General features: G+C 54.7%; 26 protein-coding genes. 8 read left to right on the top strand and 18 right to left on the bottom strand.

From position 1 onward, the window contains the following. The first annotated feature begins 403 nt into the window (after window positions 1-403). From POG22_RS19805 to POG22_RS19795, 3 genes are all read left to right on the top strand, one after another. The gene (locus tag POG22_RS19805; protein WP_498906888.1) at window positions 404-1945 is read left to right on the top strand and encodes a mechanosensitive ion channel family protein; all 1542 of its coding nucleotides are present in this window, start codon (window positions 404-406) and stop codon (window positions 1943-1945) included. 789 nt (window positions 1946-2734) lie between these two features. Continuing rightward, on the top strand, window positions 2735-3886 hold the full coding sequence (gshA, locus tag POG22_RS19800; RefSeq protein WP_498906887.1) for a glutamate--cysteine ligase: 1152 nt from the start codon (window positions 2735-2737) through the stop codon (window positions 3884-3886). Between the two features lie 159 nt (window positions 3887-4045). Continuing rightward, a complete protein-coding gene (locus tag POG22_RS19795; protein WP_498906886.1) occupies window positions 4046-4555 on the top strand; it encodes a tRNA (cytidine(34)-2'-O)-methyltransferase in 510 nt (169 codons plus the stop codon). Window positions 4556-4582: 27 nt separating this feature from the next. Here the strand turns inward: POG22_RS19795 and POG22_RS19790 are convergent, their stop codons facing one another. Continuing rightward, window positions 4583-4726, bottom strand: a complete 144-nt coding sequence (locus POG22_RS19790) for a hypothetical protein (RefSeq protein WP_498906885.1) — start codon at window positions 4724-4726, stop codon at window positions 4583-4585. Between the two features lie 635 nt (window positions 4727-5361). Here POG22_RS19790 and POG22_RS19785 point away from each other — a divergent pair. Together POG22_RS19785 and POG22_RS19780 are read left to right on the top strand one after the other, a co-directional pair. Then, window positions 5362-7362 carry a peptidoglycan DD-metalloendopeptidase family protein gene (locus POG22_RS19785; RefSeq protein ID WP_498906884.1) on the top strand — a complete coding sequence of 667 codons (2001 nt, stop codon included), beginning with the start codon at window positions 5362-5364 and terminating at the stop codon, window positions 7360-7362. 201 nt (window positions 7363-7563) lie between these two features. After that, window positions 7564-8517 (top strand): ABC transporter ATP-binding protein, encoded by a 954-nt coding sequence (locus POG22_RS19780; protein WP_017659066.1) that lies wholly within the window; start codon window positions 7564-7566, stop codon window positions 8515-8517. Between the two features lie 56 nt (window positions 8518-8573). Here the strand turns inward: POG22_RS19780 and POG22_RS19775 are convergent, their stop codons facing one another. Continuing rightward, entirely contained in the window at window positions 8574-9320 is a 747-nt protein-coding gene (locus POG22_RS19775) for a DUF8619 family protein (protein ID WP_063716288.1), read from the bottom strand. A gap of 248 nt (window positions 9321-9568) precedes the next feature. Next, complete coding sequence (locus tag POG22_RS19770; RefSeq protein ID WP_063716287.1) at window positions 9569-10756, bottom strand: HhoA/HhoB/HtrA family serine endopeptidase; 1188 nt, start codon at window positions 10754-10756, stop codon at window positions 9569-9571. 277 nt (window positions 10757-11033) lie between these two features. Between POG22_RS19770 and POG22_RS19765 the strand changes: the two genes are divergently transcribed. The 3 genes from POG22_RS19765 to moaB all read left to right on the top strand — a co-directional run bounded on the left by POG22_RS19765 (window position 11034) and on the right by moaB (window position 14042). Continuing rightward, window positions 11034-11672 carry a hypothetical protein gene (locus tag POG22_RS19765; protein ID WP_063716286.1) on the top strand — a complete coding sequence of 213 codons (639 nt, stop codon included), beginning with the start codon at window positions 11034-11036 and terminating at the stop codon, window positions 11670-11672. A gap of 571 nt (window positions 11673-12243) precedes the next feature. Beyond that, complete coding sequence (locus tag POG22_RS19760; RefSeq protein WP_498906883.1) at window positions 12244-13485, top strand: sensor histidine kinase; 1242 nt, start codon at window positions 12244-12246, stop codon at window positions 13483-13485. Between the two features lie 29 nt (window positions 13486-13514). Beyond that, window positions 13515-14042 carry a molybdenum cofactor biosynthesis protein B gene (moaB, locus tag POG22_RS19755; RefSeq protein ID WP_498906882.1) on the top strand — a complete coding sequence of 176 codons (528 nt, stop codon included), beginning with the start codon at window positions 13515-13517 and terminating at the stop codon, window positions 14040-14042. Between the two features lie 117 nt (window positions 14043-14159). Here moaB and prfA read toward each other — a convergent pair whose 3' ends face one another. From prfA to rpsE, 15 genes are all read right to left on the bottom strand, one after another. Continuing rightward, window positions 14160-15269, bottom strand: coding sequence for a peptide chain release factor 1 (prfA, locus tag POG22_RS19750; protein WP_017659060.1), 1110 nt, complete (start codon window positions 15267-15269; stop codon window positions 14160-14162). A 98-nt stretch (window positions 15270-15367) separates the two neighbouring features. Further along, entirely contained in the window at window positions 15368-15613 is a 246-nt protein-coding gene (gene rpmE / locus POG22_RS19745) for a 50S ribosomal protein L31 (RefSeq protein WP_026097387.1), read from the bottom strand. 198 nt (window positions 15614-15811) lie between these two features. Then, window positions 15812-16225 (bottom strand): 30S ribosomal protein S9, encoded by a 414-nt coding sequence (gene rpsI / locus POG22_RS19740; protein WP_017659058.1) that lies wholly within the window; start codon window positions 16223-16225, stop codon window positions 15812-15814. Then, the gene (gene rplM, locus POG22_RS19735; protein WP_017659057.1) at window positions 16225-16683 is read right to left on the bottom strand and encodes a 50S ribosomal protein L13; all 459 of its coding nucleotides are present in this window, start codon (window positions 16681-16683) and stop codon (window positions 16225-16227) included. The genes rpsI and rplM overlap by 1 nt, the downstream gene beginning before the upstream one ends. A gap of 6 nt (window positions 16684-16689) precedes the next feature. After that, on the bottom strand, window positions 16690-17529 hold the full coding sequence (gene truA, locus POG22_RS19730; protein WP_017659056.1) for a tRNA pseudouridine(38-40) synthase TruA: 840 nt from the start codon (window positions 17527-17529) through the stop codon (window positions 16690-16692). A gap of 25 nt (window positions 17530-17554) precedes the next feature. Then, the gene (gene rplQ, locus POG22_RS19725) at window positions 17555-17905 is read right to left on the bottom strand and encodes a 50S ribosomal protein L17 (protein ID WP_017659055.1); all 351 of its coding nucleotides are present in this window, start codon (window positions 17903-17905) and stop codon (window positions 17555-17557) included. Between the two features lie 95 nt (window positions 17906-18000). Next, complete coding sequence (locus POG22_RS19720; protein WP_026097386.1) at window positions 18001-18942, bottom strand: DNA-directed RNA polymerase subunit alpha; 942 nt, start codon at window positions 18940-18942, stop codon at window positions 18001-18003. 107 nt (window positions 18943-19049) lie between these two features. Then, window positions 19050-19445, bottom strand: a complete 396-nt coding sequence (gene rpsK, locus POG22_RS19715) for a 30S ribosomal protein S11 (RefSeq protein ID WP_017659053.1) — start codon at window positions 19443-19445, stop codon at window positions 19050-19052. Between the two features lie 63 nt (window positions 19446-19508). Further along, window positions 19509-19892, bottom strand: coding sequence for a 30S ribosomal protein S13 (rpsM, locus tag POG22_RS19710; RefSeq protein WP_017659052.1), 384 nt, complete (start codon window positions 19890-19892; stop codon window positions 19509-19511). A gap of 116 nt (window positions 19893-20008) precedes the next feature. Further along, window positions 20009-20122: a 50S ribosomal protein L36 gene (gene rpmJ, locus POG22_RS19705; protein ID WP_071591960.1), complete on the bottom strand. Its 114-nt coding sequence runs from the start codon at window positions 20120-20122 to the stop codon at window positions 20009-20011. A 111-nt stretch (window positions 20123-20233) separates the two neighbouring features. Beyond that, window positions 20234-20458, bottom strand: coding sequence for a translation initiation factor IF-1 (gene infA / locus POG22_RS19700; RefSeq protein ID WP_017659050.1), 225 nt, complete (start codon window positions 20456-20458; stop codon window positions 20234-20236). A 121-nt stretch (window positions 20459-20579) separates the two neighbouring features. Then, on the bottom strand, window positions 20580-21134 hold the full coding sequence (locus tag POG22_RS19695) for an adenylate kinase (protein ID WP_063716284.1): 555 nt from the start codon (window positions 21132-21134) through the stop codon (window positions 20580-20582). A 4-nt stretch (window positions 21135-21138) separates the two neighbouring features. Further along, window positions 21139-22443, bottom strand: a complete 1305-nt coding sequence (gene secY / locus POG22_RS19690; RefSeq protein ID WP_063716283.1) for a preprotein translocase subunit SecY — start codon at window positions 22441-22443, stop codon at window positions 21139-21141. A 62-nt stretch (window positions 22444-22505) separates the two neighbouring features. Beyond that, a complete protein-coding gene (rplO, locus tag POG22_RS19685; RefSeq protein WP_498906881.1) occupies window positions 22506-22997 on the bottom strand; it encodes a 50S ribosomal protein L15 in 492 nt (163 codons plus the stop codon). Window positions 22998-23060: 63 nt separating this feature from the next. Further along, window positions 23061-23597 carry a 30S ribosomal protein S5 gene (gene rpsE / locus POG22_RS19680; protein WP_017659046.1) on the bottom strand — a complete coding sequence of 179 codons (537 nt, stop codon included), beginning with the start codon at window positions 23595-23597 and terminating at the stop codon, window positions 23061-23063. Between the last annotated feature and the right edge of the window lie 2 nt (window positions 23598-23599).

Here is a 23599-nt window from a genome sequence, read left to right as displayed (position 1 = left end):
CTTTTACCCAGCAACACCCCCAAGTTGTTTCCACTATGGGGCTTTAGAAAAACTCTTGCCTGGAGTCTGACGTATATTAACCGACTCATTGGACTTACAGGGAATTAACCTCACTTAATGAATCGTGCCTCCAGAGGACTCAGAATTTTTGTTCCGTCTTTTGCCGTGCCCATTAAGTTGGTCACATGATACCACTAGGCTGCGCTCCTCAACCCCCACCTGAGTCGCGCGAGGTGGAAGAATGCGTCGCTATTATTGTTCAAAGGAAGAGTGCGACGTTAAAAATTCAGAGTGGCAACGATCGGCGATCGCGTTTCTCGAGTCTTCTGTGGCGATCTCTTCTGCTGCTCGAACGAAATTGATGGGGTTTGAAACGCGATAGGTTGATGTCAAAACAAAGAATATGAAGCGTTGGTGGCGGCAAGTCGGAATTTTTCTCGTGATGGTGGCGTTCGTCGCAACCTGTTCGATCGCGCTGGCAACTCCCGAAGAAGAAACCACCGAGACGGCGCAGGCGATCGTAGACGGTGAAGTCTTGTTCGAGGTCAGCTCCTCCAATCAGTTCTTGGCGCCCGAACGGGCGAATTTCATTAACGAGCAACTGCAAAAAGCAGCGGTCAAGCCGGGAGTCGAATCGGTCGAGGTAGTCGAACGCAACGACTTGCCGACGATTTTACTCGACGGGATCTATCTGATGACGGTGACCGAACGCGATTCGGAAACGGGACGCACGGCGCGAGAGCAGGCGGAAATTTGGGCCGATAAAATTCGTCAGGCACTCCAAAAAGCCAATCGAGAACGCAGTCAAGCCTTTTTACGGCAATCGATCCTGCGAGCGATCGCCTTAATCGTTGCGGCAACGGTTCTTCATTGGTCTTTCGGAAAATTGACGCGGCTTCCTCCTTGGCGATCGCAAGACAATCCGACGGTTCGCGCTTGGCGATCGCTGCTGGTGGTGGCGGGACGCGTCCTCCTGTGGTTGGCAACGATTTACTATCTGATCGATTTACTCCCCGTGACGCGGCGGTGGAGTTACGAAACTCGTCAGCTCGTGTTCGACAGTTTGACGGCTCCGATCCTCCCGGTCGATGACAATACCTATTCGCTGGTCGATTTGCTGGTTCTCATCGCGCTGTTGGTGGGGTTGGCGATCGCCGCCAACCGTTTGACTCAGATCTTGCGATCGCGCGTGTTGCAAATCGCCCGCTTGAATCGAGGCGCTCAAGATACGATCGCGACGGTTCTCAAATATTCTCTTATCGTCGTGGGAACGGTGGTCGTGTTCAACATTTGGGGTCTCGACATCACCTCGATCGCCATTTTTGCGGGGGCGTTGAGCGTCGGGATCGGCTTCGGCTTGCAGGACATCGCTAAAAACCTCGGTAGCGGTATCGTCTTGCTGTTCGAGCGGCCGATTCAGGTGGGGGATTTCGTGCAAGTCGGGGAATACATGGGAACCGTCGAACGCATCGGGAGCCGCAGCACGGTCGTTCGCACCCTCGATCGCGTGTCGATTATCGTGCCGAACTCCCGTTTTCTCGAAACGGAGGTGATTAACTGGAGTCACGACAACCCGGTTTCTCGCTTGCGCCTCCCCGTCGGCGTCGCTTACGGTTCGGATATGTCGGCGGTCAAGTCGGCACTGCTCGAAGCTGCTCAACAAAACGCCCAAGTGCTGAAAGTACCGCCGCCGCGAGTGCTGTTCGTGGAGTTTGGCGACAGTTCTCTCGATTTCGAGCTGCTGGTTTGGTGTGCCGATCCGAGCCAGCAGTACGTTCTCAAAAGCGACCTATACTTTGCCATCGAGGAACAACTCAAGGCCGCCGGTGTCGAAATTCCTTTTCCCCAACGGGATTTACACCTGCGATCGGGGCAGCTTCCCCTCTCGTTATCTCCCGAGTTAGAGCAGTGGTTGGCACGACTGCTTGAAAAATTAGCGCGTTGACGTTTCCTTGAAATTCTCCGTTTCGAGAGGCGATCGAGCAATACCCGACAGGCTCTCGGTAAAATATAGTTCGAGATAGTTCGAGATAGTTCGAGACCGGCGCGACGGGAAGGCAAATTGAGGTCTGCTTTGTGGTCTTCCTCGAGGCGATCGCAGGGCGACCCGATCGCGATCGCCCTAAAACGCTCGCTGGCAAACCGAGAGCGCTCGCGGGACGAATACTCGAATAAGGGGTTCTCGAATCGCTGACAAGGCGACGCGACACTGAGTCGGGTCTTGGACAGAACAACCGCATTCACTCCATGTGTAGGGTGGGCATTGCCCACCGACCTCTACATTTGGTGTGGGTAAGGCTTAATCGCGTAAGTGCAGTTGGAGACGGAGAGAACGTCGTGCAGAGAACAGAGCGAAGCGTATTTTTGTGAGTCGTCGGTCGCTCGTTGCCTGGGGAAGACCCTGCGACAAACGGATCTCAACCCTCGACTCTCAACCCTTGTTTGTTGGCGGAACGAGGGGAAACCAGCCGAAGCTGAAAACCCCGTTCTCGTATCTGCCGGTCAGCTCCGACTCTGCCTCGACTGAAAAATGTCGCGTTGTGAGTTCTCGAACAGGGAATTTCGACTCGGAGTTCTCTGAAAAAGGGAGTCTGCGAACCCCTCGAGGACAAAGAGGCTCGCTCGGTTCGACCTCGGACGCTCGGTGTCGGCCACCTCGACACCGAGCTGTTAACCGCTCGTTATGGATCGCATTTGAAGTTACTTCGTTCAAGATTGTTTGACGGGAGAGACCATGCTGTTACCGAAAGGCTTTGAAATCGAAATTTACACGGGAACTCCCGATGGGGAAATCGTAGGTCTCTCCGATCGCATCGCGGCCGACCTCGATCGCTTTTCGCGAGAACCGGACGCACGCAACGTCGAATATACGACCGCCCCGCTCTGTAGTTACGACCAGTTACTCTGTGAATTGGTACGCCCCCGGCAGATCCTGCGGAATTACCTACACCAGCTCGGTGCTTATACCCTCGTCCCCGGCAGTACGCTGTCGTTGGGGGACTCTCGCCAATTTTTCCGTTCCGATCCCAACAATCCCTACCACGATTTTATCGAGCGCAGTTACGGCACGACAGTCGTGACGGCTAGCGTTCACATCAACGTGGGGATCGGCGATCTCGAGGTATTGATGCGGGCTAACCGTTTAATTCGCGTCGAAGCCCCGTTATATTTAGCGCTGAGCGCGTCCTCGCCGTTCCTCGACGGTGAGGTGACGGGATACGATTCGACGCGCTGGCAGGTGTTCCCACAAGTGCCAGATGAGGTTCCACTGTTCGACAGCCACGGGCATTTCGTGCGCTGGACGGAGGAACAGTTGGTACGGGGAACGATGCAAAACGTGCGTCATTTGTGGACGTCGGTGCGACCCAACGGCGATCGCCGTCCTTACAATCTCAATCGTCTGGAGTTGAGAATTTGCGACTTGACGATCGATCCGATCGACTTGCTGGCCGTCACGGCGATGCTGGAAGCGCGAATTTGGCAGACGATCCGCGATCCGAGTCTCGACCCCCTCGTTCGCAGTCAGTTTCCGGAAAATACCCGCGCCGAGGCGTTGTTGGAACTGACGCGGGAAAACGAACGAGCTGCGGCGAAGGACAGCCTCGACGCGACGCTGCACCATTGGCAAGACGGCCGCGAAATCCTCGCACGAGACTGGATCGAGCAGATGTACGCCGAGGTTTTGCCGATGGCGAAGGAGCGAGGCATTCGCTGTTTTCTCTCGCCGGTTCGCAAGATTTTGCGCGAGGGTAATTCGGCCCAGCAGTGGCGTCGGGCTTGCGATCGCGGGAGTTCGCCACGGGAACAAATCATCGCGGCCATCGAGGCGGAAATCAACCGCGAACGGGAACTAGAGGATAAACTCTGCCGGTTGTTGGTGGCCTAGACAGCACAATCAGAATATTTAATCGATCTGAACTCCGGCACTCTGATTAGGAAAACCTATCGATGCGCTCGCTGCGTGGCTCGGTGTCGTGGGGCGATCGGTTCGGCTGTTTTAAGTTTTTGAGTGGAATTCTCAGTAATTTTGTTGTTTTGAGGTAAAATGCCGAATTTAGTTTTAGTAAACCCTCAAATCCCCCCGAATACAGGAAATATTTCCCGAACTTGTGCGGCAACTCAAACGCCGCTGCATTTGGTAGGGCCTTTGGGGTTCGAGTTGAGCGATCGCTACCTCAAGCGAGCGGGATTAGATTACTGGCCTTACGTCACGTGGCACTATCACACCTCTCTCGAGCAGTTGCGTCTGGCACGCCAAAAAGAGGGGGGGCGTTGGATCGGATTCAGCACTCGAGGACGGTGTAGTTATACAGAATTCGAGTTTCGATCGGACGACTGGTTGCTCTTCGGGAGCGAAACGGAAGGGCTGTCCTCCGAGACTCTAGACGACTGCGACGAGACGGTTTTCATTCCCATGTTCGAGCCGCGCGTGCGAAGTCTAAACCTCTCTGTCAGTGCAGCTTTGGGCTTGTTTGAATGTCTGCGACAAACGGGACGTTTACAAGAGGCGACTGCCCTAAAACGCGACCCCCGACATCCTGTCGCCGAATCCTGACTCTCCGTATGTTGTCAAGGCTCGATCTCAACTGCCGATCGGGGGGCGAGCGACGCGGTTGCAACTGCCGATCGGCACATCAAAATCGACGTTCGTGAATGCTGTTTTTTGGCGTCGATCGCGAACCCGTTCCGCCACGATACCCCAACCGCAACCGAGCCAAAAATTCATAAGAAATTTCTATCGACAGACACTCCCCGAACAGCCGGACTGTCGATAGATTTTTTTATTCGATCGCGATCGAATAATAGGCGAACAAAATACCGAGAGTTCTAGTGTTGGGCGGTTTTCCACCTGTCGAAGTTCCCCCGTCTCGCGAGGTCGTCCCGAGATCTTCTCCGCAAATTTTCCAGTAGACGAGAAGGCTAAGTTCAGCGTACAGTTTCGTCGATATCTCGAAATTGCCAAACCGGACAATTTCACAACATCGTGCCGTTAAACCCCCAAAGACAACCCGCTAACATCCGACCGTTTAACGGACGATTGGGGTGTGTCTGTTCCCGAAAACGCCAGATGCGATCGCTTATAATTCAGACTCAACAAGGTCTTCAGCCGTGTAACCTTGTGTAAATCAAAAAACCAGGGTACTCTGTCCTAAGCATTATTGCTGTCAGCGATCGACATCAGCTAATCAGCGTGATTTGTATCACTAATAGCCCGTCGGATCGGGAGATCGAAAGACTGCTACTTACTCGCTAGATCGTCTAGGAGGTCGTTGCTTGAAACGAGCGTTCCCACACCCAATCCAACCTGCTCCTGCTTGTGCAGCTCACCCGCTTCTCTCCGCAGGGCAGACGCGGTCAGTCGTGCCAGAAAGCTATCGTCGAGTACGAACTTCGGCAGCCGCCATCGGTATCGCGCTATCGATGGGCGCCTCTGGCGTACTGCTGCCCAAACAAGGGGACGCGGCGTTCGCAGCCGAACCCGCGACTGCGAAAACCGCCGCGACGTTGATGCCCCCGTCCGTTGACAAAACGGCGGTACTCCCCCTCGATAAAGTTCCAGCCTCGGAGACAGCGGCAAAAGCTGCTCCGGCTCTCGACTCTAGACCGGAACCCACCGCTTCTGAGTCCGTAGCGCACTTAGTGCAAAGCGGTCAAACTCTCTGGCAAATCGCCAAAGCCTATCGCGTCGAAGCGAATCTCATCGCGTCTGCCAACGGCATCTCTATCGACACCGTTTTAGAAATCGGGCAGATTCTCGAGATTCCCGTCACCGAGGGTATGGTTTATCCGCCGATGGAAATCCTCGCCCCCGAATCCGAAACCGTCGCTATTCTTGCAGAAGAAGAAGAGACAACGAAAGGACTCGACAAGACAGGCAAAATTTCGATCGCATCGTCGCTGTCGGCTCTACCGTCGTCCGATCGTGCGTCGAAATACGAACTGGCTCGCATCGAACGGAACGGCGATACCCCTGCCTTCGATCGCTTGGCCTTAGCCAAAAAGCCCCGTACGTTCGATCGCCTCTCGAGCGATACTCTCGCAGCCGTCGAGCTGTCTGAGGAACTCGAGACCGCGAACTCCCAACCCTTCGAGACCGCTGAAATCGAAATCGAACCGGCCGAGACAACCTCTTACCAAATTGCCGAAGGCGAAACCCTCGTAGAAGTCGCCAGTACCCACGGCGTAACGGTCGAAGATCTCGCTCGGGCAAACCACCTCGACGATCCCGATCGCATCGTCGCCGGACAAGAAATCGCGATCCCCACTGTAAACGAAAGTCCCGCTCGACCGCTGACTGTCTTCGGACGCGAAACCACGCTAGCCGCCCTTCCTGACAAAAAATCTCGACTCCTCCCCGACGGAGATGAGGTCGAGCTGAGCGCTTTGCCAAACGTGGTTCTTCCCAACTCTCCAACCGGGGAAACCGACGTTCCTCAACTGCTTTCCTCCACCTCGGCAGACGAAGTCGAAACCGCCGAAGTTCCCGTTCTCGGCGCAGCTACAGAAACCCCAGTGGAGACCTCGGAACTTCAAGCCTTTCACTTATCTGACGATAACTCCTCCTACACCGACGGATTGCAGGCCGATATCGAGCGCCTGCGCGATCGCTACGGCGATCTCGACGACGACACTCCGGCAGCATCCTCCAATGCAGAGTCTTCTCGAACGGCTCTAGCCTCCCCAGATCGCATCTCTGCCCACGAGAGCGATCGCCCCTCGTCCCGTGCGGCCGCACCTCGAGTCAACCCCGAATTCGATCCCGACCGTTACAACACCGTCGAGACTGGCGAGACCGAGTCCGCAGAGCGGGTCAAACCGAGAAACGATGCCCAAGACGTTGCCGTTGCACCGATGGGATCGGACAGCTACGCTCCCATTCTGCCGCCCCGCGCGGTGTCTCCCGACTTACCCGCCCTGTCTGCCCCCGGTGCGTACTTACCGAAGCCCCAAGCCCCCGAAGGAGGCGCTGGGTCGGGCAACATGGACTTCAACGGCTATATCTGGCCGGCTCAGGGTGTATTGAGTTCTGGATTTGGATGGCGCTGGGGTCGGATGCACAACGGCATCGATATCGCTGGCCCCATCGGAACGCCTATTGTCGCCGCTGCCCCCGGTGTCGTGACTTACGCCCAATGGAATTCGGGCGGGTATGGCAACTTGGTTGAAATTACCCACCCCGACGGCAGCTTGACGTTGTACGCTCACAACAACCGCTTGCTCGTCAATGAAGGCCAACAGGTGGCGCAAGGTCAACAAATTGCTGAAATGGGTAACACCGGTTTCAGTACCGGCCCTCATTTGCACTTTGAAGTGCATCCTGCCGGACAAGGGGCTGTGAACCCCTTAGCGTATTTACCGTAATCTACGGAAATCGCTGAATCCCGATCTGCCCGTGTGGAGTGTGTGTGTGAACAGTCAAGAGGGAGAGTCGCGCGGCTCTCTCTCGTCGTTTGTTCGGGTAGGAGGCCAGGAGACCGCCGAAACACCGATCGCCTTCGACATTGGTGCGATACAATCGCCTCAACACTAGATCGGCGATCGCGAATTCTCACCGTCGGAACTATGACAGAAGACCGTCCGCTTGTCGTTCGAACCTTCGACCTCAAAAAAACCTATCGTACGGGCTTTTGGTTGAACCAAACCGTCCGCTCTCTCAAAGGTTGTTCGCTCTCAGTGACCGAAGGAGAAACGTTTGGCTTATTGGGGCCGAACGGAGCGGGAAAAACTACACTGTTAAAAATTTTATTGGGAATTTTACGACCGAGTGGCGGCAGTGGAACGCTTCTGGGCCGTCCCCTCGGCGATCGCTCGGTACGCCAGCGCGTCGGCTATCTCCCCGAGAATCCCTATTTTTACGACTATCTCACTGCGAACGAATTTCTCAACTTTATCGCCGGACTGTTCGACATTCCTCAAGGCGATCGCTCGCGCCGCATTGCCCAACTTCTCGACTGGGTGGGCATTTCTCAAAAAAACGCCCGTCACAAACAACTCCAACAGTATTCTAAGGGGATGTTACAACGGTTGGGGATGGCTCAAGCTCTCGTGGGCAATCCCGACGTTCTCTTTCTCGACGAACCCATGTCGGGACTCGATCCCCTCGGACGCTATCAAATGCGAGAAATTATCCTCGCCCTCAAAGACCAAGGCAAAACCATTTTCTTCAACAGTCATATTTTGTCGGACGTCGAAACGATCTGCGATCGCGTGGCGATTCTCGCCGACGGCGAACTACTCTGTAGCGGACGGTTGGGCGAACTCCTCGGCTACCCGGACGGCTATAAAGTTCGAGGGTGGAGCGGAAAGCTAGAGGTTTTAGAAACTTGGCTTGAGGATCTCGATTTTGAGAACGGACAGTGGCAAGGAACCCTCAAGGGCGAACTCCCCGATTTCCTCGCTACTTTAGAGTTAATGGAAGCCAAACTCACACACCTCACCCTCGCCCGCCCCACCCTAGAAGAGTTTTTCGTCCAGCAGTTGCGCGATCGCGGCTTCGTCGTCAGTCCGGGGAAATGAGGAGCTTCGGGAAGGAAATCGTTCTCGATGCGATCTGAGATCGAGCGCACGATCGACTAAGAATCGCGATAAGAATCTCGATCGAATTCCGGTTGACTGTCTCGCGAACGCGATCGACTGCGGCGAAGGGGCGGACGTTGGCGAGGTGGAGCGTTACGGGAACTCGCCCCTCGTCCGAGACGGCCGCTGACTTCAACAAATCCTTCCCGTTCCAATAAAGGATAATCGCTGACCCACAGCTTGCGGCTCGGAACGTACAAGTCCGCGATTTTAGCAATGCGCCGCAAGTCTCGATCTTCGGATAACACCACAGTTTGCACCGTTTGTCCGGCGGCGAGAAACTGATGCTGTCGGCGTAAGGGAACTTGGACTTCTGCCAAAAATCCGTTATTGTCGCCGATTTCAACGTTGAGACGACGCTCGCGGTTTTCAACGAGAACCAGTTCTCCTCGGGCGTTGGTGGTTTCTTCGGTGCCGACGACTTCTTCGGTGACGTAAACGTCGAGAATTTTACCTTGCCAAAACCCACTATAAGGGTAACGGCGAAACCGAGCGTTCCGAAGGCTGGCTTTAGCAACAGGCCCCCACAACCAATAGAGTCCCGCGATAATGCCCAAAAATAAAGCTAAGCCGGAAGCTTCGAGAAATCCACTCGAGAACCAGACGACTAACGCACCGAGAAGGGAAAACAGAACTTGTTTGACGACGTTCTGCCAGTCTCCCCAGTAGTAGACGTATTGTGGCCCGGTGGCGATGAGAGGAACGAGATCTTCAAATTTGCGTTGGGTAAGCGGAACGAGCATAGTTTGAGGGAGAGCAGGGAAGTTTCTTCAGGGAAGAGGGAAGACTGAGCATAGCGAACAGGTAAAAGTTTAGCCTCATCACCTCGTCATCTCACGGTGACTGGTGACTGGTGACTGGTGACTGGTGACTGGTGACTGGTCTCACCTCCTCTTCAACGTGCGAGAGCCGGACGATCGAACGATGCCATAGCAAGCGAATCTCGTCTTTCCCACTGTACAGGAGAGACGAGATTCCAGAGACAAGAGATTTACGATCGCGTCGGTTGTAATTCTCCCGTGCGAACTCGCAATTGCAGGGTTCGGTTATCTCGCAGGACTTGGAACCGCAAAACCTGTCCGACGTGACTGTTTTCAACCAATCGTTGGAGTTCGTCGGCGGTCTCGATCGCTTGTCCGTCGATGGCGGTAATGACATCACCGCGACGCAACCCAGCAGCGGCGGCGGGACTGTTGGGAACGACGCGCATCACGAGAACCCCTTGCTGTTCGGGAACGCGGAAGGGAGCGTTCGGATCGCGGTTGTTTTCGCGGGCGATCTCTGGCGTCAGCGTAATCATTTGAATGCCGACGAAGGGATGTGCGACATTCTCTCCCCGTGCTAGCTGGTCTTTGACGGCTTTAACGGTGTTAATGGGAATGGCGAAACCGATCCCGTTGGCGTCGGCGCGAATGGCAGTGTTGACGCCGATAACGCGACCCTGTTCGTCGAGCAGCGGTCCGCCGGAGTTTCCGGGGTTGATGGCGGCGTCAGTTTGAATGAAGTCGAGGCGTTTGTCGGGGATTCCCACTTGGGCGCTCGAACGGTTCAGAGTGCTGACGATACCGAGCGTTACCGTATTGTCGAGTCCGAGGGGGTTGCCCACGGCGATCGCCCAATCGCCGACTTGCACGCGATCGCTGTCTCCGAGCGTCGCGACGGGTAAACTGGTGTTTCCGGCATCGATTTTAACGACAGCGAGGTCGGTGACGACATCGACTCCCATAACGCGCCCTTCAAAGTCCCGTCCGTCTTTGAGCTTGACAGTCACGCGATCGGCCTGGTTCACGACGTGCGCGTTGGTGAGAATGGTTCCGTCGCCGTCGATGATGAATCCCGAACCTTGTCCCCGTTGGAGTTGTTCGCGGGGCATGGATTGGAAAAATTGGTCGCCGAAAAACTGACGGAAAAAGGGATCGTCGAAAAAGGGATCGACGTTGCGGGTAATCACGCGCTCGGTATCGATGCGGACGACAGCCGGTCCGACGCGGTTGACGGCGGCGGTCACGAAACTGCCCCTCGTTTGGGCTAGAGTTGGTGCTGGGGCAGTGTCGGGGGTAACGGTTGCTGCCTGTGTCGGAAGCACTGTCCCGAAGCTCAGAGTCAGGAGGACGCCCAAGGCGATCGCGACGAGGTGAGTTGGGGAAATCGAGGTCTTGAGAAATTTAGTCCATCGCATAACGATCGTGTCTTTACGAATAGAAATGGTTTGAGGAGGGGTCAAAAGGGTTGGGGTGGAGATCGCTGCGCTCGAATATCGCGATCTGGTAAGAGTCTGCTCGTTAACTATTTTGCCAGGTTATCGGTGGGGCGATCTGTACGGATGTCCGCTCGCGCGATCGGCTCGATCGCTTACGATCGAGAACTGAAAATGCAGCGAGAACGTACTGTACTGTCTTGAATAGAACTGTCTCGAATAGAGTTCGGGAAATCTTATCTCGGAGAGGGAGAAGTAGATGGCACCAATCGCTCGCGATCGGTTTAAAACGGCTGTTGAGAGGGTCGCCACGGTAGCGATCGCCGCCTTGTTATCGATTTCGGAAGCCGTTTGGCTACCACACCGAGCGTTTGCCTCGGACGATACGGCCGGCGGTACGGAGATTCCGAGGCAGATCGACGAGTGGCAGGAATTGGAGAATCAGGGGGCGGGGTTTGCGGTGGCGATGCCGCCAGGAACGGTACGTCAAGGCGTTCAGCCAGTCGAGACGAGCCTCGGCGATCTCGATGTCTACATTTTGGGGGTCGATCTCGACGATCGCGCTTTTGCTGTTATGGTGGCGGACTTTCCCAGTTTTTTCGCGGCGGTTCCGCCTTCGACTCTGTTCGAGGGGGCGATCGCAGGAGTCGCGACGAACGTAGACCGGCGTTTGACGCCCGATCGCCGCATTTCACTCTCGGGATATCCAGGGATGGAACTGTTTTATGAGGGAGGCGACGGCTTGGTGTACAAACACCAGCTTTATTTGGTCGATCGCCGTCTGTATCAACTTATGGCAGCGATTCCCCTCGATATTCCCGAAGCCGAACGGAATGCGTTTTTTGAGAAGGCTCGACCGTTTTTCGAGTCTTTTGAGTTTCTCGATCGCCCTCTGTAGTCTGTGTGCCTCGGCATCGTATCGCCCGATCGAGAGCTGGTTTGGGTCGTTTTTTTAGGCGATCGTTGGCTTCCGATCTGCGAATTCTCACACCTTCTTTGTCGTCGATCGTTAAAGTTTAAGTTTTTTGGAAGCCAGTCTTTACTTTGGTAAAGTTGGCGCAAATTCACTAGATAGTACTCGATCGACACGAAAACGTTAATAGAATACACTCGAATTGAAGAACGTTAAAACGTATTTTTTGTGATTCTATGTTGCAATTTTATGTTTTGATAATATTTATTGTTTTGAATAAAATTTAATTTGCGATCGTCAATTTTATTCAAAATTTATTACCTATCATGTTTGTTTGAATTTAAGGTTATTTTTTGGTTAATAAAAGATTAAAAAAATTAAAAATTAAGAAACGATCGATATTATCGATTTTTTTGACTGAGATCGAACTACACTTATATTAGTAGTGTCCGACACAAATACTCGAAGCTTTCACAAGTTTCTAGCAATGGCTGCTCCTCTCCTTTCCTCGATCGAATCTTCCTCTCTAATCCGGTCTGACTCGTTCAAATCGAACTTGAGTTTAGACTCAACCCTCGCAGAACTCTCGTTACACGACTGTCAAATTGACGTGTCGCGCCCCGGTCGTGATGTCGTTAAGCTTTTCGATCTCGACTCGTTGTTACCGGGTGTGATTCTAGTCGATCGCGGTCATTTAGTTGGTGTTGTTTCGAGACGGCGGTTTCTCGAACACATGAGTCGTCCTTACGGAGTCGAACTGTTCTCCCGTCGTCCCATCGCTTCCCTATATAGTTTCGCCCACACCGAGGTTCTGTGCTGCCAACGCGAGACGCTCATCGTTATGGCAGCGAGGCGATCGCTGCAACGACCGCCAGAACTGCTTTACGAACCAATTCTCGTTGAAATCGAGCCGAACGAATATCGACTTCTCGACGTTCACCAGCTCCTCGTCGCGCAATCGGAAATCCACCAACTCACGACTCAACTCCTCAACGAGCAAACGAAAGCTCAAATGATGCAAACGGAGAAAATGTCGAGTTTGGGTCGCATGGTGGCGGGTGTCGCGCACGAAATTCGCAATCCTGTTAACTGTATCAATGGAAATGTAGGATTTCTCATTAACTATTTTGAAGATTTAATGGAGTTGACGAACGCCTACGAAAGATCGTCCGATATCGAGAATGAGGAGATCGAAACTCTCAAAGCCGATCTCGAATTCGATTTTCTCAAGCAGGATTTACCGAAAATTTTAGACACGATGAAAGTCAGTGCCGATCGACTGACACAGATCGTCAGCAGTTTGTATAGCTTTTCTCACGTCGGTCACGGCAGCCGAAAACTCGCTAACTTACACGATTGTCTCGATAGCACGTTATTGATTTTAAGTAACCGTCTCAAAAAAGGGGTTGAGGTAGTCAAGCAGTACGGAGATTTGCCGTTAGTCAAATGCTATTCAGGACAGCTCAGTCAGGTATTTATGAATCTGGTTGGAAATGCCATCGATGCGCTAGAATCTTTGGAAAATTCGACCGAAACGCCTCGCATTACGCTGACTACGGAAGTCGCCGATGACGAACGGGCGATCGTGAGAATTACCGACAACGGCCCCGGAATTCCCGAAGCGATCCAACAGCGAATTTTTGACAACTTTTTTACGACTAAACCCCCCGGAAAAGGAACGGGGTTAGGATTGGCGATCGCCTATCAAATTATCACGGAGAATCACGGTGGAGAGCTGAAGCTATCGTCGAAATTTGGGGACGGAGCAACGTTCGAGATTCGTTTGCCTTTACAATAACCCGAGCGATATTTTTCGAGTCTAGGAACATGGTAGGTATTGATGAATCGAGGGCGTTCGTTCCCGTCAACATTGCTGTGCTGACGGTATCGGATACGCGAACCCTCGAGACGGATAAATCGGGACAGGTCTTCGTGGATTTAATTTCCGAGGCGGGACACCACCTCGTCGATCGCGCGATCGTTCCCGACGACTGCGAGGCGATCGTCGATCGCCTGAAAACCTGGATTTCTAACCCCGACATCGATGTCGTCATTTCAACGGGGGGAACCGGAATTACGGGACGAGACGTGACCCCCGAAGCCTTTCAACAAGTCTGTGAAAAAGAAATTCCCGGTTTCGGCGAGTTGTTCCGTCACCTCAGCTATCAGAAAATTGGCGTCTCGGCGTTGCAATCGCGGGCAACGGCTGGTGTTGCTGCTGGAACCTATTTATTTGCTGTACCGGGGTCCTCGGGAGCCTGTCGCGACGCCTGGGACGAGATTTTACGCTGGCAGCTAGACAGTCGCTACCGTCCCTGTAACCTCGTGTCGTTGATGCCTCGCCTGTCAGAATAGCCAGAAACCCGGTATCTCCACGATGCCGGGTTTCTCAGATTGGGGTTGGGTATTGGGTGTCGCCCCTCAACGCCAACCTACAATTTTTCGGTTTTTTGTATTACACAGACGTTTGTATTACACGGAAGTCGTCGCAGTAGTGGCTTCCGCCAACTGTTCTAAGCGTTCCTGCTGGTCTTGCGTAATACAAGATTGTACGACGGTTTCTAAGTCTCCTTCGAGAATCCCGTCGAGATTGAAGTTCTGGCCGAGACGGTGATCGGTGACGCGGGTGTCCTTATAGTTGTAGGTGCGAATTTTCTCCGATCGCGCCCCCGTTCCCACCTGCGATCGCCGCATGGAGGTGACAGCTTCCTGTTGCTCCCGCAACTTCATCTCGTACAACTTCGCACGCAAAATCTGCATCGCCCGTTCGCGGTTTTGAAGCTGCGATCGCTCTTCCGTGCAAAAAATCCGAATTCCCGTAGGTTTGTGCAGCAAATCGACGGCAGTTTCCACCTTGTTTACATTTTGACCGCCAGCACCGCCCGATCGCGCTGTAGAAATCTCCAAATCTTTCGGGTCGATTTTCACTTCCACATCGTCCACTTCCGGCATCACAGCCACCGTCGCCGTCGACGTATGCACGCGGCCGCCTGCTTCTGTCACGGGAACCCGTTGCACCCGGTGAACCCCCGCCTCGAACTTCAGTTTGCTGTAGACCGAATCGCCCTTAATTTCCAAAATGGCTTCTTTAAACCCGCCCATATCCGCCGTCGATTCGCTGACGAGTTTCACCTGCCAGCTTTGGCCTTCCGCGTAGCGAGAGTACATCCGCACCAAATCCCCTGCCCAGATACAAGCTTCGTCGCCGCCCGTTCCCGCGCGAATTTCCAACATAATATTTTTATCGTCGTTGGGGTCGCGGGGCAGCAACAGGATTTTGAGGCGTTGTTCCAATCGAACCAGGCGCTCTTGAAGTTCCTCGACTTCCATCGCTGCCATTTCGTGCATTTCCGGGTCGCTGGAAGATTCCTTGAGAACCTGCTGAGCGCCAACGAGTTCTTCACCCGCGTCTTGCCATTGGTGGTACGTCGCCACCGTTTCTTCAAGAGAAGCGCGGGCTTTCGCCACTTTCTGAAACTCGTTGGGGTCGGTGGCGACGTCGGGGTCGGCCATCCGTCGCGTCAGTTCGTTGAAGGTTTGTTCGACGGATTGGAGTTTGTCTAGCAGGTAACGTTCGGCCATGATGTCGTTGGAGTTGTGTGGATAGGTTTAATGCAAGAGAACCGAACGACCTACAGCGAGATCGATCGGCAAAGGTGAGGTTCCAAACGACAACCCAACTATTTTTCGCCAGAGTCTTTTTGCTCTTGAGAACTGGTGTCCATCATGCCGTACTTCCGCAAGAAACGTTCGACTCGTCCTTCAGTGTCGATAATCTTCTGGTTGCCGGTGTAAAAGGGGTGGTTGCCCGACCAAACATCGACGTGAATTTCCGGTTGAGTCGCGCCTACGGTCGTAACGACTTCACCGTTACAGTAGACTTTGGCTTCGGGATACCATTCGGGGTGAATACCTTCTTTAGGCATGACGATTTCCTCGATTTCTGCGATGGGATGACAACAAACGTTGCGGGATAAAGCTGCTTGAGGCGGCTTTTTTATTTTAACGCGAAGTTTAACGCGAAGTTCTCAAGCGATGCCTTCACGAGAATTCTCTCTTGCCGCGATCGCGCGAATCCAAAACAACCGATCGGCCCGAGACAAGAGAGAACTGGCAAAAACACGTTAGCGTTTGGAGTATTGAGGGGCTTTGCGAGCTTTCCGCAAACCGTATTTTTTCCGTTCCTTACTGCGGGAATCCCGAGTGAGATAGCCTTCGCTTTTGAGGGGTTGGCGGTTGTCCGGGTCGAGCTTGCACAGGGCGCGAGCCACGCCGAGACGAATGGAGTCGGCTTGGCCGGTCAGTCCGCCGCCGCGAACGTTGACGAGGATATCGTACTCGTTCTCGAGACCCAGGGTTTCCAAGGGAGCGCGGGTGGCGGACAGGTAAGACGGGTTGAATTGAAGGTAGAGGTCGCCGGGTTTTCCGTTGACCACCAATTTACCTTCGCCCGGAACCAGGCGGACGCGGGCGACGGAGGCTTTACGGCGTCCGGTTCCCCAGTACACGACGCGGTTTTGTTGTTCGACGGCTTCCATTAACCTTGTTCTCCAGTATTGGTATCGACAGTCAGCACTTCAGGCTGTTGAGCTTCGTGGGGATGCTCGGGTCCGGCGTACACTTTCAGTTTGGTAAAGAGTTTCCGACCGAGCGCGTTTTTCGGCAACATCCCTTTAACGGCTTTTTCGATAATCCGTTCGGGGATGCGGTTTTGCAGTTTGTCGAAGGTTTCGACTTTCATTCCGCCGGGACGGCCGGAGTGACGACGGTAGAGTTTTTGAAAGCGTTTTTTCCCGGTCACTTGGACTTTTTCGGCGTTGACGACAACGACGAAGTCACCGGCGTCCATGTGGGGGGTAAAGTTCGGTTTGTTTTTTCCTCTGAGGATTTTCGCGATTTCGCTGGCGAGGCGTCCGAGCCGTTGGTCGGCGGCGTCGATGACGTACCACTTGCGATCGATCGAATCGACGGGAGGAACGTAGGTTTTGGTACTCATGGGGAACTAACAGCTAATCGGTAAGGGGTCGAATGCGAAGTGTGGCATGGCGTTCGATCGCGCTTCGGGGGGAAACGGCGAGTCGGGATAGCCCACGGCCAGGAAACAGAGTCCTTTGGCCGGTGCCGCGTATTTGACGGCTTCGCGCCGTTCGTTTTTCCAGATGTGGTGGAATTCCTCGATCGCACGCCGTCCGGTTCCGACTTGAACGAGCATACCCACCAACAGGCGCATCATGCCGTAGAGAAACCCACTGGCTTGAACTTCGACCGTCACGAACGGCCCGCGACGATAGCACAAAACATCCTGAACGTCAACCCAGGAATGGGCGCGGTTGGAGCCAGCTCGTCGGAACGCCGAGAGGTGATGGCGTCCGAGGAGGGGCGTCAGGGCGCTGCGAATCGCCGTTTCGTCGATGGGTTCGCGATAGTAATGCCAAACGAAGGGATCGACGAACAAGTTAGGGCGGGCTTCGGTATACAGGGTATAGCGATAGCGACGCCACGTGGCGGAAAACTGGGCGTGCCAGTCGAAGCTCACTGGGGCAGAGGCTCGCACGAGAATGCCGTCGGGGAGGTGGTTGTTTAACACTACTGCCCATTTGCGAGCCGGAATGGGACTGTTGACGTCGAAGTGTGCCACCTGTGCCGCTGCATGGACGCCGGTATCGGTTCGTCCGGCGGCGTGGACGGTCACGGGATGCCCCGCGAGGGAAGCGATCGTGGTTTCGAGGTCTTCCTGAACGGTGCGATGCTGCGGTTGACGCTGCCATCCATAAAAGCCGCGTCCGACGTACTGAACGACGAGGGCAACGCGCTGATTGGGTCTGGGACAGCGTTCGGGCATAGCGATCGAAACGTTAAACCAAGTTTTAAACCAATTCCACGATCGCCATTTCCGCGTTATCACCGCGACGGCTGACCGTTCTCAGGATACGGGTATAACCGCCGTTGCGGTTGCCGTAGCGTTCTTGGACGCCGATAAACAGGGCGTGTACGAGGTCTTTATCGTACATATAGCCCAGGGCGCGACGGCGAGCGGACAGAGTGCCTTCTTTGGCCAGGGAAATCATGCGATCGGCTTGAGATCGCACGGCTTTTGCTCGAGCTTTGGTGGTCACGATGCGACCGTGACGGATCAGCTCGGTCGTCAAAGACCGCAGCAGGGCTTTACGTTGGTCGGCAGGTTTGCCGAGTTGAGGGACGCGACGACGGTGGCGCATAGTTCGATCGGCTGAGTTTCAATAACGACGAGAGTTTAGAGTAGTAGCGCAGCGACGCCCCGGCCGCGCGAGTCGGCGCGGGTCGCGACTGTCGGCTACGCTTTAGTTTTTTCTTGAGGTAAAGTAATCCCCAAGCGTTCTTGGAGCGCTTCGATCACCTCTTCGGCAGATTTCTGACCGAAGTTTTTGATTTCCAAGAGGTCTTCTTGGGAGTAGTCGAGCAAGTCGGCTACGGAGTTGATCTGAGCGCGTTTGAGACAGTTGTAAGCGCGAACGGACAGCTGAAGTTCCTCGATGGGAATTTGGCTGGTCGGGTCTTCGTCCGGCGTGTAATCGTCTTTGAGCGATTCGAGGGTGATGTCTTTGAGGGGAACGAAGAGATCGACCAACATATTGGCCGCTTCACTGAGCGCCTCTTGGGGGCTGATGCTGCCGTTCGTCCAGATTTCTAAGATCAGGCGGTCTTTTTCGAGAGAACCGCCGATGCGTGCGTCTTCAACGGTGTAGTTGACTTTCCGCACGGGCATAAAAATCGCGTCGATCTGGAGGAAGTCGAGGGCCCCAGACTCGTCTCGGTTGCGATCGACAGAACGGTATCCGATACCGCGCTCGACGCGAAACTCCATTTCTAAGGTGGCGTTCTCGGCGAGCGTGGCAATGTACTGGTTGGGAGCGGTCACTTCGACTTCTGAAGGTAAGTCGAAATGCTCGCCCCGCACCATGGCCGGCCCTTTGACGAGGAGACGACCGATTTGCGGTTGCGAGGTGTGGCTTTTTAGCACCACCTCTTTCATGTTTAATAGAATTTCCAGAACGTCTTCGCGGACGCCGGGAATGGTTGCGAATTCGTGGTTGACTCCGGCAATGCGGACGGCGGTGATGGCAGTCCCTTCTAAGTTGGACAGCAGCACCCGCCGCAGGGCGTTACCGACGGTGGTTCCCTGACCCCGCTCGAGGGGTTCGATCGTGAACTTTCCGTATTGACCCTGGTCTTTTTCGGTGTTTGTCTCGACACACTCAATCTGAAACTGCGCCACGGCGTGACCTCCCTTCTCCTTATTCCCCATCTGAGCCTAGATTGCAAGTTGCCTCGCACGTTCGAGGCAAAACTAGCGGCGATTTGACGCCGAACCGGCGGCGATCGCTATACTCGTCTGCGTTTCGGCGGACGGCAGCCGTTGTGAGGAATGGGAGTGATATCGCGAATGAGGGTGATTTCGAGACCGGCCCCTTGAATGGCGCGAATTGCAGTTTCGCGACCCGATCCCGGACCGCTGACCATCACTTCGATCTGGCGCATTCCCTGGTCGCTGGCGCGACGGGCAGCGCTTTCGGCAGCCGTTTGGGCGGCGTAAGGGGTTCCTTTTTTAGCGCCTTTGAAACCGCTCGATCCGGCAGAAGCCCAGGAGATCGTTTCTCCCCGAGGATCGGTGATGGTGACGATGGTGTTGTTGAACGTCGATTGGATGTAGGCGACGCCGTTGGGAACGTGGCGCTTCTGTTTGCGGGCGCCGGATTTTTTACCTGATTGTCTCGCCATATTTGTGTTTGTCGGTAAAGGTCTGTCTGTCGCGGTAGAGCAAAGCCGAAATCGGCTCGAACGTTATTTTTTAGCGGCGGGTTTCTTCTTGCCAGCCACGGTGCGACGAGTTCCCCGACGGGTGCGTGCGTTGGTTCGGGTGCGCTGACCGCGAACGGGCAAGCCCATGCGGTGGCGGCGACCTCTATAACAACCGATGTCGACGAGCCGCTTGATATTCATCGATTCCCAACGTCGCAAGTCCCCTTCGACTTGATAGTTCGTTTCGATGTGTTCGCGCAACGTGGCGACTTCTTTGTCGGCTAGGTCTTTGACGCGGGTGTCGGGGCTGATGCCCGTCGCTGCTAAAATTTGTTTCGATCTCGTGAGACCGATGCCGTAAATGTAAGTCAGGCCGATTTCGACCCGTTTGTCTCGGGGAAGGTCTACTCCAGCGATTCGTGCCATTATTGTTCCTGAGTGAATGCGGGCAGCCAGTGCGGACGGTCAGATGGAAGGTTGCCGACGGAGCTGGCTATCTGTACTACAATAGAGCCAAGAAAAATAGAGCCAAGAAAACCCAGTTATCCTTGACGCTGTTTGTGCTTGGGATTGGTGCAAATCACCATCACGCGGCCGCGCCGACGAATCACGCGGCACTTTTCGCACATTTTGCGGACTGATGCTCGGACTTTCATGGGTTTGCTGCGATACTTACAAACTGCATATTATATCAGATTTTTCGGGTGTAGAAAACTAAAAACGACTCCGGGGGAGCGTTTCTAGTGGCTCGAAACTCGCTCGATCGTTTATTTTTTACGTAAGCGATAGGTGATGCGACCTTTTTGGAGATCGTAGGGGGTCAGTTCCACTTTGACCCGATCGCCGGGCAGAATTTTAATGTAATTCCGGCGGATTTTCCCAGAAATGTGAGCGAGGACGTTGAATCCGTTATCGAGATCGACGCGAAACATAGCGTTGGGCAAGGATTCCGTTACGGTTCCTTCCATCTCGATGAGATCTTGTTTGGCCACGGGGGGTTCCTCTGAATTCGACAGGGATCGGAGAAGGCTGCGATAACTGTAGATGTTAGGGGCAGCAGCTCGCGATCTCTTTAAAGATCTTATCAAAAATTGACTTGACAAATCTTTATTCTTAGGTTCTTTCGAGAGCGATCGCCAGGGTTTGGGTCACGTGGTCGATGGGTTGGCTGCCATCGATGGAAACGATGCGATCGCCTTGGCGGTAGAAGTCGATCACCGGGGCAGTCGCCGCACGGTAGACTTCGAGGCGGTGGCGGACGATCGCTTCGTTGTCGTCTTTACGACCCCGTCCCAACAGGCGCTTCACCAACATCTCGTCGGGAACCTCGAAGTTGACGGCGCGATCGCAGGCTTGCTGAATTTCTTGAAGCAACTTATCGAGAAATTCAGCCTGACTCACGTTGCGGGGAAACCCATCTAAAATCCAGCCCGGTTGGACATCGCTTTCAGAAAGGCGTTCTCGCACCATCGACAGAATCAACTCGTCGGGGACTAAATCGCCCCGATCCATATATTCCTTTGCCTTCTGTCCGAGGGGCGTTTCGTTCGCCACAGCCTGTCGGAGAATATCTCCCGTCGAAATATGGGGAATCTCAAACTGTTCGGCAATCCGTTGAGCTTGTGTCCCCTTTCCCGCACCCGGCGGTCCCAAAAAAATCAAACGCATGAGTTTACTGTTTCACCATTCCTTCATATCGTTGCGAGATCACGTAAGTTTGAATCTGCTTCGCCGTATCGATCGCAACCCCCACCAAAATCAGTAACGAGGTCGCCCCCAACCCTTGGAACGTCGTCACGCGCGTCGCACTTTCAACAGCCGTCGGAACCGTCGCCACTAGCCCCAAGAACACGGCACCGAGGAACGTCAAGCGGTTGAGAACTCGCTCGATGTAGTCGCTGGTGGCGCGTCCCGGTCGAATGCCGGGAATGCTCGAACCCATTTTTTTCAAGTTCTGGGACAAATCCACGGGGTTGAGAATCAGCGACGCGTAGAAGTAGCTGAAGAAGAGAATCAACAGCAGATAGAACAGGGCGTACATCCAAGGTGCCGGACCGCTGGGACTGAGGTATTCCGCCACGCGAATCAAAACGGGATTGTTCGTGGAGTTGGCGATAATCCCCGGCAAAATCAGGAAACTGGAGGCGAAAATAATCGGCATGACGCCCCCTTGGTTGAGTCGCAGGGGCAGATAGCTGGTGCGTTCCCGATACAGGCGACGACCGACTTGGCGACGGGCGGACACGATGGGAATGCGCCGCGCCCCTTCTTGGACGAAGACGATGCCGACGATCGTGACCAGAAAGACCAGCAGCAGCAAGACGACCCGTCCGACGATGGCGCGATCCTGTTGGGCCAGTTCGATGGTGTTGCCAAGCGATCGCGGCAGGACGGCGACGATGTTTACGAAGATCAACAGAGACGCCCCGTTGCCGATTCCCCGTTCGGTAATCAGTTCCGAGACCCACATCACGAACATCGCACCGGCCACGAGAGCCAATACCGTTTGTGCGACGAATATGGGGCTGGGATCGTAGGCGTAGGCGCTCGTCCACAAGGCAATCCCGATGCTTTGCAACACGGCCACGCCCAGGGCGATGTAGCGAGTAATCTGAGAGATCTTGCGCCGTCCCGCTTCGCCTTCGTTTTTCTGTAAGTCTTCGAGGCTGGGAATAGCAGCCGTCAGCAACTGAATGGCGATCGACGCGTTAATAAACGGTAAGATCCCCAATGCAAAAATACCGAGGGCTTGCAAACCGCCGCCGGAGAAGGCGTCGAGCAGTCCGAAAAACGGGCTGTTTTGCAAGTCAGCGGCAAACCGCGCGCGATCGATACCGGGAACGGGCAGGTAAATCCCCAGTCGTACGATCGCGAGCAAACCGACGGTCACCAGAATCCGGCCGCGAAGGCCGGCCGCCTGAGCCATCTGCAAGAACGTTTCTTGAGCCGTTGGAGCTTTATCTCGATTGACTACCATGAAGGGAACCTCTACCAGTACGTACCATCGCCGAATTGCGAACGGCTACTCTCGCGCCTCGACTACTCGGCGTCGCTGCTTTCAGACGCGGAGTCGTTCGCCGAGCCTTTGGCGACGATTTCACAACGGCCGCCGGCCGCTTCGATTTTCTGGCGGGCGCTGGCGGTAAAGGCTGCGGCTTTCACCGTCAGGGCTACGCTAAGTTCGCCGTCGCCGAGCATTTTGAGCGGACCGTCGTCGGTCGTGACGATTCCGGCTTCCATCAACGAAGCGAGGGTCACTTCGCTGTTAGGGGAGAGGGAGGCCAGTTTACCGACGTTGACAACAGTGTACTGTTTGGGATTGACGACCGTAAAGTGCTTGAGCTTTGGAACGCGGCGGTACAAGGGCATTTGACCCCCTTCAAAGCCCGGTCGGGTTCCACCGCCCGAACGAGACTTTTGACCGCGCATTCCTTTGCCGCAACTGGCACCCTGGCCGGCAGCGATGCCACGGCCGAGGCGGCGGCGACGCTTCTTAGAGCCGGGTTGGGGCTGTACGTCTTGGAATCTCATCGTTCTAGTTTGCAGTGAAGTGAACAGGATATCGACCGCTAGGGGCGATCGCGCCAAACGGCACTAACGCGCGAAAAGCTGTTCTAAAGCGATGTCGCGCTCGCGAGCCACCTCGGAGAAGGTGCGTAAGTTCGCCAGAGCGTCCACAGCCGCCCGTGCGTTGTTGAGGGGGTTGCTCGATCCCAGTTGTTTGGCGAGGATGTTTTGCACGCCCGCCAGTTCGAGGACGGTACGCACGGCACCCCCAGCAATTACACCCGTACCGGGAGAGGCGGGACGCATCATCACTTTGGCCCCTCCGGCGATGCCGTTAGAGCGGTGGGGAATCGAGTTGGCTTTCGTCAGCGGAACAGAAACCGCGTGTTTTCTCGCATCGGCGACGCCTTTTTTCACAGCGCCGATGACGTCTCCGGCTTTCCCGACGCCGACGCCCACTTGGCCGCGTTCGTTACCGACGACGACAATGGCACGGAAGCTGAGCTTTTTACCGCCTTTAACCACTTTGGTCACGCGGCGGATTTGAACGACGCGCTCTTGCCATTCAGAATCTTTTTCGCGGTTGCGGTTCCCTTTTTTCCGACGGTCTTGTCGATCTGCCATGT

It is taken from the genome of Geitlerinema sp. CS-897, from assembly GCF_028368005.1.
Lineage (GTDB): Bacteria > Cyanobacteriota > Cyanobacteriia > Cyanobacteriales > Geitlerinemataceae > Baaleninema > Baaleninema simplex.
Note: the sequence above shows the minus strand (reverse complement) of the source record. Positions and strands in the feature narration are given on the sequence as shown.

What these genes read in the sequence shown, in the direction of transcription:
- rpsI (WP_017659058.1), bottom strand. Translation starts at nt 16,225, where the DNA reads ATGGAAGCCGTCGAACAACAAAACCGCGTCGTGTACTGGGGAACCGGA.
- POG22_RS19805 (WP_498906888.1), top strand. Translation starts at nt 404, where the DNA reads ATGAAGCGTTGGTGGCGGCAAGTCGGAATTTTTCTCGTGATGGTGGCG.
- rplO (WP_498906881.1), bottom strand. Translation starts at nt 22,997, where the DNA reads ATGAGATTCCAAGACGTACAGCCCCAACCCGGCTCTAAGAAGCGTCGC.
- truA (WP_017659056.1), bottom strand. Translation starts at nt 17,529, where the DNA reads ATGCCCGAACGCTGTCCCAGACCCAATCAGCGCGTTGCCCTCGTCGTT.
- rpmE (WP_026097387.1), bottom strand. Translation starts at nt 15,613, where the DNA reads ATGCCTAAAGAAGGTATTCACCCCGAATGGTATCCCGAAGCCAAAGTC.
- rpmJ (WP_071591960.1), bottom strand. Translation starts at nt 20,122, where the DNA reads ATGAAAGTCCGAGCATCAGTCCGCAAAATGTGCGAAAAGTGCCGCGTG.
- prfA (WP_017659060.1), bottom strand. Translation starts at nt 15,269, where the DNA reads ATGGCCGAACGTTACCTGCTAGACAAACTCCAATCCGTCGAACAAACC.
- rpsK (WP_017659053.1), bottom strand. Translation starts at nt 19,445, where the DNA reads ATGGCGAGACAATCAGGTAAAAAATCCGGCGCCCGCAAACAGAAGCGC.
- POG22_RS19770 (WP_063716287.1), bottom strand. Translation starts at nt 10,756, where the DNA reads ATGCGATGGACTAAATTTCTCAAGACCTCGATTTCCCCAACTCACCTC.
- gshA (WP_498906887.1), top strand. Translation starts at nt 2,735, where the DNA reads ATGCTGTTACCGAAAGGCTTTGAAATCGAAATTTACACGGGAACTCCC.
- POG22_RS19775 (WP_063716288.1), bottom strand. Translation starts at nt 9,320, where the DNA reads ATGCTCGTTCCGCTTACCCAACGCAAATTTGAAGATCTCGTTCCTCTC.
- POG22_RS19780 (WP_017659066.1), top strand. Translation starts at nt 7,564, where the DNA reads ATGACAGAAGACCGTCCGCTTGTCGTTCGAACCTTCGACCTCAAAAAA.
- moaB (WP_498906882.1), top strand. Translation starts at nt 13,515, where the DNA reads ATGGTAGGTATTGATGAATCGAGGGCGTTCGTTCCCGTCAACATTGCT.
- rplQ (WP_017659055.1), bottom strand. Translation starts at nt 17,905, where the DNA reads ATGCGCCACCGTCGTCGCGTCCCTCAACTCGGCAAACCTGCCGACCAA.
- POG22_RS19765 (WP_063716286.1), top strand. Translation starts at nt 11,034, where the DNA reads ATGGCACCAATCGCTCGCGATCGGTTTAAAACGGCTGTTGAGAGGGTC.
- secY (WP_063716283.1), bottom strand. Translation starts at nt 22,443, where the DNA reads ATGGTAGTCAATCGAGATAAAGCTCCAACGGCTCAAGAAACGTTCTTG.
- rplM (WP_017659057.1), bottom strand. Translation starts at nt 16,683, where the DNA reads ATGAGTACCAAAACCTACGTTCCTCCCGTCGATTCGATCGATCGCAAG.
- POG22_RS19790 (WP_498906885.1), bottom strand. Translation starts at nt 4,726, where the DNA reads ATGAATTTTTGGCTCGGTTGCGGTTGGGGTATCGTGGCGGAACGGGTT.
- rpsM (WP_017659052.1), bottom strand. Translation starts at nt 19,892, where the DNA reads ATGGCACGAATCGCTGGAGTAGACCTTCCCCGAGACAAACGGGTCGAA.
- POG22_RS19795 (WP_498906886.1), top strand. Translation starts at nt 4,046, where the DNA reads ATGCCGAATTTAGTTTTAGTAAACCCTCAAATCCCCCCGAATACAGGA.
- POG22_RS19695 (WP_063716284.1), bottom strand. Translation starts at nt 21,134, where the DNA reads ATGCGTTTGATTTTTTTGGGACCGCCGGGTGCGGGAAAGGGGACACAA.
- rpsE (WP_017659046.1), bottom strand. Translation starts at nt 23,597, where the DNA reads ATGGCAGATCGACAAGACCGTCGGAAAAAAGGGAACCGCAACCGCGAA.